Origin of the sequence: Winogradskyella sp. A3E31 (genome assembly GCF_046720935.1) — a bacterium.
Lineage (GTDB): Bacteria > Bacteroidota > Bacteroidia > Flavobacteriales > Flavobacteriaceae > Winogradskyella.
Genome location: NZ_JBHNWH010000004.1, coordinates 168,047 through 183,963, shown reverse-complemented (window position 1 = coordinate 183,963; position 15,917 = coordinate 168,047). Strand labels below are relative to the sequence as shown.

General features: G+C 36.1%; 9 protein-coding genes. 2 read left to right on the top strand and 7 right to left on the bottom strand.

All coding sequences use genetic code 11. The annotated features are described in order from the left end of the window. Positions 1-3: 3 nt before the first annotated feature. From ACFEMA_RS06800 to ACFEMA_RS06770, 7 genes are all read right to left on the bottom strand, one after another. On the bottom strand, positions 4-2,436 hold the full coding sequence (locus ACFEMA_RS06800; protein WP_411767317.1) for a TIM-barrel domain-containing protein: 2,433 nt from the start codon (positions 2,434-2,436) through the stop codon (positions 4-6). Between the two features lie 110 nt (positions 2,437-2,546). Beyond that, positions 2,547-3,527 carry an alpha/beta hydrolase gene (locus ACFEMA_RS06795; RefSeq protein WP_411767316.1) on the bottom strand — a complete coding sequence of 327 codons (981 nt, stop codon included), beginning with the start codon at positions 3,525-3,527 and terminating at the stop codon, positions 2,547-2,549. A 1-nt stretch (position 3,528) separates the two neighbouring features. Next, positions 3,529-5,475, bottom strand: coding sequence for a glycoside hydrolase family 13 protein (locus tag ACFEMA_RS06790; protein ID WP_411767315.1), 1,947 nt, complete (start codon positions 5,473-5,475; stop codon positions 3,529-3,531). A 53-nt stretch (positions 5,476-5,528) separates the two neighbouring features. Further along, positions 5,529-7,835: a glycoside hydrolase family 65 protein gene (locus ACFEMA_RS06785; protein WP_411767314.1), complete on the bottom strand. Its 2,307-nt coding sequence runs from the start codon at positions 7,833-7,835 to the stop codon at positions 5,529-5,531. Positions 7,836-7,877: 42 nt separating this feature from the next. Beyond that, positions 7,878-8,552 (bottom strand): beta-phosphoglucomutase, encoded by a 675-nt coding sequence (gene pgmB / locus ACFEMA_RS06780; protein WP_411767313.1) that lies wholly within the window; start codon positions 8,550-8,552, stop codon positions 7,878-7,880. 6 nt (positions 8,553-8,558) lie between these two features. Then, positions 8,559-9,929, bottom strand: coding sequence for an MFS transporter (locus ACFEMA_RS06775; RefSeq protein WP_411767312.1), 1,371 nt, complete (start codon positions 9,927-9,929; stop codon positions 8,559-8,561). A gap of 129 nt (positions 9,930-10,058) precedes the next feature. Further along, on the bottom strand, positions 10,059-11,099 hold the full coding sequence (locus tag ACFEMA_RS06770) for a LacI family DNA-binding transcriptional regulator (protein ID WP_411767311.1): 1,041 nt from the start codon (positions 11,097-11,099) through the stop codon (positions 10,059-10,061). 284 nt (positions 11,100-11,383) lie between these two features. Here ACFEMA_RS06770 and ACFEMA_RS06765 point away from each other — a divergent pair, with 284 nt between their 5' ends. Beyond that, positions 11,384-14,296 (top strand): SusC/RagA family TonB-linked outer membrane protein, encoded by a 2,913-nt coding sequence (locus tag ACFEMA_RS06765; RefSeq protein ID WP_411767310.1) that lies wholly within the window; start codon positions 11,384-11,386, stop codon positions 14,294-14,296. Positions 14,297-14,302: 6 nt separating this feature from the next. Next, the gene (locus tag ACFEMA_RS06760) at positions 14,303-15,907 is read left to right on the top strand and encodes a RagB/SusD family nutrient uptake outer membrane protein (RefSeq protein ID WP_411767309.1); all 1,605 of its coding nucleotides are present in this window, start codon (positions 14,303-14,305) and stop codon (positions 15,905-15,907) included. The last annotated feature ends 10 nt before the right edge of the window (positions 15,908-15,917 follow it).

The window sequence follows — 15,917 nt, the reverse complement described above, 5'->3', positions numbered from 1 at the left end:
AAATTATTTACTAAGTTTAACTCTGACTTCCATCTCCTGGGAAGTATCCCAATTAAATTTTATAGTTAGGGTTTTGTATTGTGAATTGTAATTGCCCGAAACTCGTTTTCCGTCAATTTTAATACGCTTTGGTTCATCTTGAACATTATGAATTGTAAAGTCAATTGTCTTGGTTTTAGTATTGTAATTTTCTGCTGTTTCAGCTTCAAAATCAATGTCTAGCCAGCGCCTTTCTTTTTCAGCTTCAAATTCAAGAATTTGATATTCCCCTTTATTAATAGGATCGACAGTATTTCCGTCATCGAAATAAACCGTTCTTTCAGACTCTTCAATGGTATCATGATGATAGTATTGTAATTGAATATAACTATCGTCATAATCTTTTGTGGACTGCATGGGTTTTGCCAAAGGAATGAAAGCTCCTGCTCTAACGTAGGTAGGTAGAAAATCTTCGTTAAGTTTTACTGATTGGGTCTGTCCACCTGCAATGATTTCATCCGTTTCTATATTGAACCAATAAGACGTTTTAGGAAAATAAACCTCCTGATGTGAAATTGAATCTTTCAACACAGGTGATACCAAAATATCATGTCCCCATAAATAGGTTTTTAAATACTCAAATAACTCGGTATTCTCAGGTTCCTCAAAAAATAAGGGCCGCATAAGCGGAGCACCTTCAATATGATTTTTTGCCATTAAATCATAATTGTATGGCAACATTCTGTACCGCATTTGAATGGCATACTTAGCCAATCTTTTAGCCTTTTCACTTCTAAAAACAGGTTCACTTGCTACATCTTCTTGAGCATGTGGTCTATAAATAGGCTGAAAAACCCCGTATTGTAACCAGCGAACATATAGCTCATCATCTAAATTAGCGCCAGCAAAACCACCTAAATCACTATGCATATAAGCAACGCCTTGCATTCCCATTTGCAGAGCAATTTCTGGCTGTGACTGCAAACCACCCCATGTTCTGTTGACATCCCCAGACCATGGCACCATCCCATAACGCTGAGACCCTGAATAACCTGCACGCATTAATATAAAAGGTCTTTTGTTAGGGCTTGCCTCTAGACTGGCTTCATACACTAATTTTGCCCAATCGTGGCCATAAATATTATGTACTTCAGCAGCTGAACCAGTAGCATGTTGCACCCAATTTGGGTGCACTTCGGGTTCTCCTAAATCTCCCCAAAATCCGTTGACTCCCATATTAGCCAACTCTTTGTAAATGCTTTTAAACCATGTTTCTCCTTTTGAATTGTAAATATCGATGATACCTGTATTACCAAAATAGAAATCGTATTTGGCAGGGTTACCTATAGAATCCTTAGCCAATACATTTTTATCCACGGCCTCTTGCCAACGGTTTGATGTTGTTAACACAAAAGGTTCGGTAATAAGTATCGTCTCAACATTTTGAGTTTTTAAGTCGTTGATCATTTGCTTTGGATTGGGGAACGAATCTTTATAAAACTCTAGATTACCCATCGTTCCTTTTAATTCTTTTCCAAACCAATACAAATCCAAAATTATGGCATCAACAGGAATTTTTTCATCCTTAAATCTATCAATAGTTTCTAGGGTTTCTTCTTGGGAGTGATATCCAAAGCGACTTGAAAAATTACCTAAGGCCCATCTTGGCAGCATGGGTTGTTTTCCTGTTAAATCAGTATAGTTGTTGAGCAAATCATACCATGTATCACCAACTATCACTTGATAGGTTTTGCGACCAGAAATAGTTTCATAGGTCAAGGTATTATCTCCTTTGCTATCAAGGTCTAAATAGCCAATTGGAGCGTTGTCAAAATGAATCATGTATTTATTTGATGACAACACAATTGGCATGGTATAGTTCATCAATTGAGATTCGGTTTCGTAACCGTAATGAGCTCTGTTGAATAATGGTAAACGGTTGCCTCTACGATTCATGCCCAAGGCTCTGGCACCTCCGCCGTATAGCACCTCATCTTTGGTGAGGTTGAATTCTATTTTTTCAGTAGAATCGGCGACAATATTGTCTTTTACCATATCCATTGGTTGGTGAACACTTTTGTAATAACCACGTTTTTCGGATGTGATGAGTTGGTCTTTGTAGTAATATGAGATTTGGAATGGTCTTTTGGTGATCTTAACTTCTATACCATCAGTAAATATTGTTGCTGTACTATTGTCTTCCCTAATAACTGAATTGCTGATGTTTGACTTTAATATTACAGCATGAGAGTTCTTACTTTCATTTTCATCCGTCGGTATAAATGTAGTTTCAATAACTTGAGAAGAGTAACGCGAAATTAAATACTTTCCATCATTTACATTGACTTGAAAATACGTGTGTTTATCCTCAATGCTTTTAAAAACACGTTTTGTGTTTTGAGCAGTAAGTGAAGCTGCTGAAAGTATAAATGTTATTAATAGAATTATTTTTTTCATGTTCGTTTTATACCTACAAGGTTCTTGAAACCTTGCAGGATATTTTTAAAATAGATTCCTCATCCCCGCCTGACGGTCGGGCAGGAAGTGCGGAATGACAAAACAGTCGTCTAGTTTTTATTTAACAAAAACAATAACGGCTGGTCTAACCTAGCATTCCATGAATTTTCTGAATGGTCTGTACCTTCAAAAAACAAGTTCTTTGAATCCTCGTTTGTATATCCTTTCTCTTTCAAAATGGCATCTACTCTTGGAGCATATTGAGGATAGTGCTGATCTAAAGTTTGATTTCCATAATCAAAATATAATTTATGACTTCCCGCTTTCGGTAAATTGTTTTCCATATAAGAAAAAATAGCATCGGGCATTGGATTATCCTCTCTAGGGGCTGCTCCAACCCAATGTGTAGAAATACAAGCTGCCCCTCCAAAAACATCTGAATATTCTGCAACCGCATACATAGACATTAAACCACCCATACTAGAACCCATAACAAATGTATTTTCTTTGTTTGGGTAAACAGAGTAAGTATTATCTATGATAGGCTTTAATTCTTTAACCAAAAAATTAAGATAATTGTCTCCATTAAATTTTGTATCAATATTCGCATTAGCTGATTCACTCAAAAGCTTCTCCTGAACTGATTTATCTATAAGTTTGAATGCTTTCTGCGGAAATAAATCTTGCCATCGAATCTCCGGAATGTTATGGATAGCCACAACAATAAAATCTTTTGCTTTCCCTTCGTTCATTAATTGAGCCGCCCACTCATCAACTTTCCATTCTTGCTTATTCCATGTGGTTGTACTATCGAACAACATTTGTCCGTCGTGCATATATAAAACACTATACTTCTTTTCTATTGAATAATCTTCGGGCAACCAAATGTCGACAGGTCTTGGTTGTATATATTTTGAAGGAAAACTATCCAATCTCATCAATTTTCCTTCAAATAGCTTCGTGTTTTCAGCCCTTTTAAATTGGTGAGTTGAACTGGTAGCATCATTCTCAGAATTGCCTCCTGTGTTAGGATTTTCATTTTTACACGAAAATGTAAAAACAACTATTAATATGTAAACTAGATATTTCATGCTACAATTTTGTAGTAACTATTTTGCTGCCTTTTGTATTTAATTCAAGCTTGTCACCCCAAGTTATGGTTTCACCAGTAATTACATCCGTTAAGGTTTTATTGTCAATCCCTAACTCTTCAAAACGTGTAAGATCTAAAGTATAAGGGTCTTCATTTTTATTTAGAATATGAACCACCGTTTCATCATCTAACACCCTGGCTAAAACATAAACTCCTTCTTTTGGTGCAAAATGTACTGTTTTACCCTCATGAATGGCTTTACTGTTTTTTCTATAATTAAGAACTTTGGTTAAATAGTTCTGCATTTCTTTTTGATCTTCTGTTAAGCCTTTACCTTCAAAAGCATTGACAGTATCGCTTTCCCATCCGCCCGGAAAGTCAGTTCTGATTAATCCATGATCTCCTGGGTTTTCAAAATCGTCCATTAAAATTTCGGTGCCATAATAAATCTGTGGAATTCTTGGTAGCATTAGTAAATAACTCAATGCCATCTTAGTATTGACGATATCCCCATTGAGCTGAGTGAAAACACGACTCATATCGTGATTGTCGGGAAATACCATAATATCTTTTGGTGAGGTATACCCAAAATCATTCGCCAACCCTTCGTACATTTTCACAAGGCCTTTATCCCAAGATTCATCTTCATTTAAGGCATCAATAATATTTTGCTTCATGGCAAAATCCATTGTAGAAGTTAAGTTAGAATCATAGCCATCTTTATTTTTATGGCCCTCCTGCCAATAGGCAATGAGTAGAGGATTGTAGCTCCATTCTTCGCCAACGATACTAAAATTAGGGTACTCATTCATAATGGCGCCTGCCCAATCGCTCATAAAATCTTTGTCGGGGTATGGATAAGTGTCTTGACGAATACCACCTAGATCCAAGGTTTCTATCCACCATATACTATTTTGAATAATATAGTTGGCCATAAAAGGATTTCGCTGATTTAGATCTGGCATACTGGATACAAACCAACCATCCGAAAGTTGCTGTTTGTCAATGTTAGAAGCATAAGCATCTTGATTAACCGTACGTCTATGGTTCGATGTTTTTGTGGTTTGCCAATTCCAATTGTCCTCGTTCTCTTCATAATGTTCTTGATAATTCACCCAGTCTTTAAACGGTAAATCGGTCATCCACCAATGCTCAAGCCCACAGTGATTTGCAATCTGATCCATGATAAGTTTCATATTGCGCTTTTTCATTTCTTCAGACAAGCTCTTGTATTCCTCTAAAGTTCCAAAACGGGGATCCACTTTGTAATAATCGGTAATCGCATACCCGTGGTATGAACCTTGGGGCATATCGTTAATCAATAGTGGCCCTGGCCAAATTGCTGTAAACCCCATAGTGTCTATATAATCCAAATGCTCTGTTATCCCTTGAATGTCTCCACCGTGCCGAGCATAATCATCATCTCTATTAATAGTCTTTTCATTTAAATTATCAAATACATCATTAGTAGAGTTTGCATTTGCGAAACGGTCTGGAGTAATTAAATAAATAGCGTCTGAGCTATCAAATCCATTATAGGCTTCACCTCCTTTCTTTCGCTCTTTCAGTTCATAAGTCTGAACTAAATCTTCTTCATTTTCTTTCTTAAAATGAATATTGAATTGACCAGGTTTTGCCGCATCTGAAATCTCAAAATCCAAAAACAAATAATTTGGACTATCTGCTTTATGAAATTCTTTTAGGGTAACACCTTGGTGATTTACCTCTGGTGTATACTCTCCTATATTGGGATGCTTTACTAAAATTTGAAGTTTAGGGTTTTTAAGGTTTACCCACCAATTTGGTGGTTCAATTCTGTTAATATCATTAGATAATTCTACCTCTTCTTGTGGATTATTAACGGTCTCATTGCTTGCAGGCTTCTCCTTACAAGAAACCATTACAATTAATGCGAAGCAAATTCCTATTGTTTTTAAAATATTCATAATATGATGAGTTTAAAAAGCCTTACCAAAAATTCAAGGCAAGGCTTTATCTATTAACTGGTCACTAAATCATTTGGTCTGACCACTATTATTTTTCCATCGACTTTAATCTTTAATTCGCCTTGGCCTTCGAGTTCAAATTTTGTTTCCTCTTGGCATACGTTCACTTTTAAAATATGATTTCTAAAGTTTACTTTAAACGAATAGGCTTGCCATTGCTCTGGTATTCTCGGACTAAAAACCAATTGGTCATTTTTAACTCGCATGCCTCCAAAACCTTCTACAATACTCATCCATGTACCAGCCATTGAGGTAATATGTAAGCCTTCGTGTACTTCGTGATTGTAATCGTCCAAGTCCAATCGTGATGTCCTCAAATAGAACGTATATGCCTGATCCATTCTATTCAGTTTAGCTGCTTGGATGCTATGAATACATGGTGACAATGAACTTTCGTGTACTGTGAACGGTTCGTAAAAATCGAAATGACGCTCTAATTCTTGCGTTGTAAAATGGTCTTCAAAGAAATAAAAACCTTGTAAGGTATCTGCTTGTTTAATGTATGGTGACCTTAGGATTCTATCCCACGACCATTTTTGGTTGATTGGTCTTTGATCATTTGGCAAGTCTGCTACAGTAATCAATTCTTTATCTAAGAAACCATCCTGTTGCATATAAATATTCAATTCTATATTGAAAGGAAGATACATTTCATCAGCTACCTTTTTCCACCGATGCAATTCTTCTTTACTTAAATTGACTTTACCTAAAACGCGTTGGTGATCTTCCGGATAGCCTTCTTCGACCTGTTTTATGGTTTTTAAACAATAATCAATGCACCATTTTGCGATGTAGTTGGTATACCAATTGTTATTGACATTGTTTTCGTATTCATTAGGGCCTGTAACTCCAAGAATGACATATTTATCTTTAGCCGTTGAATAGGTAGCTCTTTGATGCCAAAATCTGGCAATACCAATAAGAACTTCTAAGCCCATTTCTGGTATGTAGCTAAAATCCCCAGTATATCGATAATAATTAAATATGGCAAAAGCAATGGCCCCATTACGATGAATTTCCTCAAAGGTAATCTCCCACTCATTATGGCACTCTTCACCATTCATAGTAACCATAGGATACAATGCTGCTCCATTTTTAAATCCTAATTTTTCAGCATTTTCAATGGCTTTACCTAAATGTCTGTAACGGTATTCTAAAAGATTTCTGGCTACTTTTTGATCTTTGGTTGCCATGTAAAACGGCACGCAATATGCTTCCGTATCCCAATACGTACTTCCGCCATATTTTTCACCTGTGAATCCTTTTGGACCAATATTTAATTTAGGGTCGGTGCCTAAATACGTTTGATTTAAATGAAATATATTGAAACGTATGCCTTGTTGGGCTTCAACATCACCTTTAATTGTAATGTCTGCCATGTCCCAAATTTTTGCCCAAGCTTCTCTTTGCTGATCCAATAGTTTTTCGAATCCTGTTTCAGTCGCTTTTTTGAGAACCCTTTTAGCAACATTGACTAAATCATTTTTATCATGATTTCGATCAACCGTATAACCTCCGAATTTATGAATGCTATACGTTTCACCTTCATTAACTTGGTGCGCGTAGCTAAATGAAGCATAAGTGGCATCAGCATTGATTTTTGGGTTAATCATTACAGACTTACCTTCAATAAAAACTTTCGATTCCATGAATGTACATGTGTAGAAATCAGTTTTCATGGTTTTAGCTTGGATGAAGGCTTGATTATTTTCGTGACTTACCTTTTGGGTATCCCAAAATTTGTCGTCCCAATTGGTATCTTCATTGGTAATACCACTATCTAAATATGGCTGGTATATAATCGTAGCATCGCCTTTAAGCAAAGTAATATTATAGTTAATAGCACCCAATTCATCGTGGGTAAGACTTAAAAACCGCTTGGTATTTACCTCAACTTCGACATTATTCTTAAGTACAGCTTTGAAGGATCTGGACAACCAGCCTTCTTTCATGTTGAGTTCTCTTCTAAAATCGGAAACGCTCTTACAAGTATGCAAATCCAATGGCTCATCATTGATGGTTACATTTATGCCTATCCAGCTAGGTGCATTAAGCACCTTTGCAAAATATTCTGGGTAGCCGTTTTTCCACCATCCCACACGGGTTTTGTCTGGGTAGTACACCCCAGCGATATAACTTCCCTGAAAAGTTGGACCTGAATACTGTTCTTCAAAATTGGCACGTTGTCCCATGGCTCCGTTACCGATACTAAATAAGCTTTCGGAAGATTGAACGCGATTCACATCAAATCCTTCTTCTATGATTGACCAGTTGTCTGGTTTTATATAATTCTGATTCATTCCTTTTTGATGTTTTTTAGTTATAAACTACATCGTTGATTATTACGCCTTATTGGCGTACTTTTTATTGATTAATTCTTTTATAAAGTCACCTGGCAATTCTGTAAAGTCTTTAAATACAAAATCTGCATGACCCAGCACCTCTTTTGACCCGATGCCAATAGAAACCATGTTTGCAGAATTTGCTGCAGTTACACCTGCTACAGAGTCTTCAAATACCACACAATCTTCTGGTTTTACATTTAAAAGTTTGGCTGCATTAAGAAAGACCTCAGGATCTGGTTTTGCTTTTGAAACATCATTGCCATCCACAATAACATCGAACAAATCGTTAATGCTCGTTTGTTTTAAAATGCGTCGTGCATTTTTACTTGCAGACCCTAATGCTATTGGCTGTTTTTTACTCTTTAGATCCTTTAATGTTTTTAGAACATCGGGTAATAATTCCGACTGATCCATGTCATCTATATAGGATAAATACTCTTCGTTTTTAGATGCCATTAAATCATTAAATTCGGTTTCTGAAATGGTTTTGTTACCCCATTCTAATATTTTTTGAAGCGACCGAACTCGGCTCACCCCTTTTAGCTGTTCATTTTCCTCTTCTGTAAATTCAATATCCAGACGTTTAGCCAATCGCTGCCATGCCAAAAAATGATATTTGGCAGTATCGACGATGACCCCATCCAAATCGAATATAAAAGCTGTTTTACTCATTGAAATTTATTCTGTAGGTTGATAAGAAATGGCCGATTTATCTGTAATTAAAAAATTGCTTAGACTCGCAATCAGAAGACTTATTCCTGCAATAGTCATTGCATTTATTGCTTCCTCTCCTATAAGGCTAGATACAAAGTTGATTCCTCCTAATGCTGCTATTATTTGTGGGATGACAATGAACATGTTAAAAATTCCCATAAACATTCCCATTTTCTTAGGGTCAACCGAACTAGACAACATTGCGTAGGGCATAGACAAAATACTTCCCCAAGCAACTCCAATTAAAATGAAACAATACTTAAGTTGTTCTGGAGAGACGATATTCATGAGTAGAAAACCTACTCCACCTAATGAAAGAGAAAGCATGTGAACATATTTTCTATTAATGTTTCTCTTAGAAGTATAAAACACAAATAATAAAGCAAACGCCATAGAAGACAATCCGTACACACCCATTGCAGAACCAACTGAATTAGAGGATTTTTGAAACGCTGTATTTTCTATGTCAAATGCTTCTTTGTCTAGAATATTTGACATATCGTAACTCGATTCAATTGGTGCAGGAGTTTTATAAACATGCTCTGTTAATGCAGGGTTTGCCAAACTCCACATAGTAAAAAAGGCAAACCAACTAAAAAACTGAATAACTCCCAATTTTTTCATAGTTGTTGGCATGTTCCCAATATTATTTACAATGTCTGAAACGAAACTGTTTTTCTCTTTTTTCTCTCTTTCAAACTCTTCCATATCCTCTGGAGGATATTCAGTTGTTGTAAATACAGTGTAGAGAATACTCACTAAAAAAACGAAAGCTCCAATGGCAAAAGCTATTTTTACGGAATCTGGCACAACACCTAAATCCGCCGAATCGCTTACACCCATTTGTGATACTAACCATGGTAGATTACTTGCTACCCATGTTCCAATACCAATAATAAGAGTTTGCATAACAAACCCATAAGTCCGTTGAGATTCTGATAATTTATCAGCAACCAATGCACGGAAAGGCTCCATCGATATGTTTATAGAAGCATCTAAAATCCAAAGAAAGCCTGCAGCTACCCATAAAGCAGGTGAGTAAGGAACAAAAAATAAAGCCAGTGAGCTTAATATGGCACCGATGAGAAAATAAGGTCTCCGACGACCCCATCTCGGACTCCAGGTTCTATCACTCAAGTAACCAATAATTGGCTGAACCAATAAACCAGTTAGCGGAGCCGCAATCCATAATAATGGAATTTCATCTTTACCTGCGCCGAGAGTTTGAAAAATTCGAGACATAAAGCCTCCTTGTAGAGCAAAACCGAATTGAATTCCCAGAAATCCAAAACTCATGTTCCAAATCTCCCAGAATCCAAGGATACGCTTTTTCATAATAGTATGAATTAAATTAATACTATCCTGACAAGCTATGCTTATCAAAACTTATGGTATAGAAGTGAAAATATAAGTTTTGACTTGGCGTAAAGATATAAAAGATTTTAAACTGACAATGTTAAATTTCTATTTGGTGCTCTCCCGTTCAATTAAATCGGTCTCAATAACTAAGGTTTTATAATGTTCGTCTTCTTCCTCAGTCTCTAAACGATCTATCAATAAATCAGCAGCTTTCTCACCCATGGTTTGGGCATGCTGGCTTACTGTTGTAAGGCTTGGTGTGGCGTGTTTAGAAAGCACCCCATTGGTAAAACCGATAACCTGAATATCTTCTGGGATGCGGTGCCCCAACAATCTGGCAACTTTCATTGCGGAAAGGGCATAAAGTTCATTGACAGCAAAAATGCCGTCAATTTTTTCATTGGCTTCAAATAGTTGTCTTATCTCAGCTTCAAGTTTATCTAAATGCACTTCGTAGTCCATACTATCATCCAACTTTAAAATAAGATTAGCTTCCAACTCTATATGATTATCACTTAAAGCTTCTAAATAGCCCTGTGTTCGTAACTTCCCCACACTAACGTAATCTTTGGTAGTTACCAACGCTATATTTCTACAATTATTATCGATTAATTTTTGAACTGCATTCTTAGCTCCTTTAAAATCATCCACAATAACCTTATCGCAATTAATCTCATTAATCACACGATCGAACATAACAATGGGCATACCTTGATTCATCGTTTCAGTAAAATGGTGATAATCCTGTAATTGTTGGGTTTCCTTAGAAATGGACAGAATAAAGCCATCAATACTTCCACTTGCCAACATCTCCATGTTTATGACCTCTTTAGAGAAGGACTCATTTGAAAGTCCTACAATAACATTATAACCACGCCTATTGGCTACAAGCTCAACGCCTCTAATAACTTTTGAAAAAAAATGGTGTACAATCTCTGGTATTAAAATAGCTATGGTATTCGTCTTCCTGTTCTTTAAACTAAGGGCAATATTATTGGGTCTGTAATTGTAAAGTTTTGCAAAGGCTTGGATTTTTTGCTTGGTATCATCACTTATTTCAGCACTATTTTTTAATGCTTTTGAAACAGTAGAAATGGAAACATCGAGTTCCTTTGCTATTTGCTTAAGGGTAATTTTTCTCTTCATATATAGGGTGTAAATGTTAAAAACATTTGGACTAAGATAATTGAAATAATTTGAACATATTTTAAGACTTCGTAATATAAACCCAACTTGTTTGCGAATACCTTAATTTTTGCTTATTTTAAAAGAAAAATTGAAATTTTCTAAAAAGTTTTTAACACGAAAACGTTTTCGTGGGCTGCCAAAAACATTTTAACAGTTATATGATGTTTTATTTACATAAATTGCTCAGATAGAAGTGAAAATATAACTAATAAATTAACTAAGCAATTAACTCAAAATAGTTTATGAAAACATTATTTAATGCGTTTCTATTCTGTATTTTTCTTATTCCTGCTACCTTCTTTGGGCAATCAGCAGTAAGTGGTACAGTAACGGACCAAGCAAATGCAATGCCCCTACCGGGCGTTAACGTCATCATCAAAGGAACTACCACTGGTACTTCTACGGATTTTGACGGTAATTACACTCTAAATGTTAACAACGGTGATGTACTGGTGTTTTCGTATTTAGGGTTTGTAACACAAGAAATTACCTATACCGGACAAGCGAGAATCGATGTTGTCATGGCAGAGGATGCTGCTCAATTAGATGAAATTATACTAATCGGATATGGTACTACCACCAAAAAAGACGCAACAGGGTCTGTTGAATCAATTACCGCTAAGGAATTTACTAAAGGTAATATTGTAACTCCCGCTAATCTTTTAAGTGGGCGTGTTGCTGGTGTAAATATTACTACTGACGGAGCGCCAGGTACTGGCTCTCAAATAAGAATTAGAGGTGGTTCCTCTATTAATGCATCAAACGACCCACTTATAGTTATTGATGGTTTGCCAATTGATAATTCTGGCGTTGGAGGGTCAAGAGGTGTACTCTCTAATATCAATCCTAATGATATTGAGTCATTTTCTGTATTAAAAGATGCTTCCGCAACTGCCATTTATGGATCGCGAGCGTCTAATGGTGTAATTATTATTGTAACAAAAAAGGGGCGTTCTACGTTTAGCGCTGATATTGACACGCAATACACCTTTGGCGAAATAGAAAATAGAATAGATGTTTTTTCTGCGGATGCTTACAGAGACTTAATAAATAGCCAACCTGTTAATGGTTCTACACTAGACACATCCTTGTTAGGTAATGCAAGTACCAACTGGCAAGATGAGATTTATAGAAGCACAGTTTCTGCTATACATAACATTACATTAAGAGGACAGTTGTTTAATGCATTGCCAGTACGTTTTTCCTTTGGTGTAACTCGCCAAGAGGGTGCTCTGATAACTTCTTTGGCCGAAAGACGTAACTTATCATTATCTGTAAACCCAACATTTTTTGATGATCACCTAAAAGTGAATGTAAATGCTAATATGGCTTTTGAAGATAATCGTTTTGCCGATAGAGGACAAATAGGAACAGCTTTGCGCTACGATCCAACTCAATCAGTATATGACTCTACTTTAAATGGCTTTAATGGATTTTATCAACATACAGATGGTAATGGGAATTTGCAAAATGGATCTACGAATCCAGTTGCAGCACTATTATTAAGTGATAGTCGTGGTGATGCCAACAGAGTATTTGGAAATATTAATTTAGATTATAAATTCCACTTTCTACCAGAATTAAATGCTGTTGTAAATTTGGGATATGATGAAACTCAAAGTGTTTCTACTAATAATTCTACGTTTGCCACCCAAGATGATATTAATAGAAATAGTTCTAGAAACACTCAAAAAAGAACCAACGAGTCAATAGACGGATATTTAAAATATGCCAACGCATTTGGTGATTTCGGATTTGATTTGACTGGTGGTTATTCTTATCAGAAATTCACCAATGATGGTGCTTTTACAGGCAATAGATTTGACCCTCTAAGTGTAGGTGATACATTTGCTGACACCGATGTTGTTCTTATTGGGTTTTTTGGAAGAGCTAATGTGAGCTTTTTTGATAAATACAGATTAACAGCAACATACAGACGTGATGGTACCTCTCGATTTAGCGAAGAAAACCGCTGGGGAGATTTTTGGTCAGCAGCCGCTGCTTGGCAAATTGGTGATGAAGATTTTTTAAAAGACTCTAACACTATTTCTAGCTTAAAATTACGTGTTGGGTATGGTATTACAGGTCAGCAAGCGATTGGTGAAACAGACATATATCTTAGAAGATTTAGATTAGGTAACGAGAACTCAAATTACCAGTTTGGCAATAACCCTATCGTCCCTTTTGTGCCTTCAGCCTTAAATCCTGATTTAAAATGGGAAGAGACTTCAACTTTTGAAGTTGGTATTGATTATGGGCTTTTCGATAATGCTGTTACCGGTACTCTAGGTGTTTTTGAAAAAAATTCTGAAGACTTATTATTTAATGCCCCTGTGGGCGATGGTAGTAATTTTACTAATAGTATTATACAAAATATTGGTAACTTGAGAATTCAAGGTTTGGAATTCAGTATTAGCGCAGATGTTATCCGTAAAGAAGATATCAATTGGAATTTAAGCTTTAATACTACATTATTAGATCGAGAAATTACTGATTTAGCTTTTGGCCAAGATGTAACAACTGGAGGTATTGCTGGTGGAACAGGAAACTTTATCCAATTGCATAGAGAAGGTGAAGCCCCAAATTCATTTTACGTTTTTAAACAACTTTATGACAATAGCGGCAATCCTATCGAAGGAGCTTATGTAGATCTAAATGGTGATAATATCATTAATGATGAAGATCGCTACATTAAAGAAAACCCAGGACCTAATGCCCTTTTCGGCTTTCAGTCGAGCTTAGATTATAAAGGTTTTGATTTTGCCTTTAACCTAAGAGCAAGTCTAGGAAATTATATTTACAATAACGTAAATTCTTCAAATGCGCAATATGAAAGGCTTTTGGATAATTCAGTATTAGGGAATATCCCAACCAGTGTTTTAAATACAAATTTTCAAAGAACTTCAGATGTTATTATATCTGATGCTTTTCTGGAAAATGGAGCATTTTTAAGAATGGACAATATTACTCTTGGCTATACCTTTGGAGATATTTCTTCTAGCCTTAAAAGTGTAAGGCTTTGGGGAGGTGTACAAAACGTTTTTGTAATTACTGACTACAGTGGTTTAGACCCAGAAGTCTTTGAAAATGGAATAGACAACACAATATACCCAAGATCACGCAACTTTTTAGTTGGTGCTAACTTTAAATTTTAATACGCTATGAAAAGAAAATTAAAACAAATTACAAAGGTTGGTGTGCTCATGTTTATCGTAGTATTTGCAATCTCCTGTACGGATGATTTAAATATTACACCAAATGATGACGACACACTACTTAGTGAAGACGCATTTGATGACCCTAACGCCTATAAGTCCGTATTGGCTGGTGTTTACGGAAATCTTGCTTTAACCGGTACCGACGGAGCTGGCTCTTCTAACATTTCTGGTTTAGATGCAGGTACGAGTCAATTTGGACGTGTATTATTGTATCTACAAACCCTTTCCGCAGACCAAATGATTTGGTCTTATGAAAATGATCCTGGCACTCGAGAACTGCAACGCAATATCTGGACGGCCCAAAATCCTGTCATTTTAGGAATGTTCAGTAGAACCATGGCAACGGTATCTTTTGCAAATAATTTTTTAAGGGAAACCACTGAGGAAGTTCTAAATTCCAGAGGTGTTTCGCCTTCAACACAAGAAGTAATTCAAGTTTACAGGGCTGAAGCACGTTTGTTGAGAGCACTATCTTATTATTATATGATGGATATCTTTGGTCAAGCACCTTTTGGTACTGAGACTGATCCGATAAACTCTCAGCTTCCAGTATATGATAGGGCTCAATTGTTTGAATTTGTCGAAAGTGAACTTTTAGCCATTGAGAATGATTTAGTGCCAGCTGGACAAAACGAATATGCAAGAGCGGATCGAGGAGTTGCTTATATGATTTTAGCTAAAATTTACCTAAATGCGGAAATATATACAGGACAAGAAAGGTACTCAGATTGTTTAAACAATTGCCAAAAGATTCTTGATTCGGGTTATGCATTAGCCGATTCTTACTTGCATAATTTTATGGCAGATAATAATACAAATTCTGCAAAAAATGAGATTATTTTCCCAATAGTATCAGATGGTTTTACGACCCAAAATTTTGGACCGACTACTGTGATGATTAATGGTTCTGTAGGAAGTATTGAAACAAACGGGATAGAAGTAGGTGTAACCCAAGGTGGTTGGGGAGGAGCCTTAAGAGTTCGTAAGGAATTTGCAGAGCTTTTTGCAGATGGAGAGTTTACTGAAGATGAGAGAAACACAATTATTTCGGATGGTCGTCCAATTACTATAACAGATATATCTGATAGGGACACTGGCTTTATTATACAGAAATACTCCAATAGAAATTCTGATGGAACACCTGGTATAGATCAAACCTTTGTTGACACGGATTTTCCTTTATTTAGGTTAGCAGATGTTTATTTAATGTATGCCGAAGCCCATATGAATGGTGGTGGTGGATCTGCATCTGTTGCAGTAGACCTTCTTAATCAATTAAGAGCACGTTCAAATAACCCTAATACTGTTGATGCATCAGATTTAAATGATGATTTCATATTAGCTGAACGTTCAAGAGAATTGCATTGGGAAGCTCATAGACGTCAAGATTTAATACGCTTTGGAAGATATACAGGCGGTAATTACAATTGGGCATGGAAAGGTAACGGAAGCAATGGAATTGCAATCCCAGGACATTTTGATCTATATCCAATACCAAGTTTAAGTTTGTCTTCTAATCCTAATTTAACCCAGAATTCTGGTTATTAATAAAAAAGAA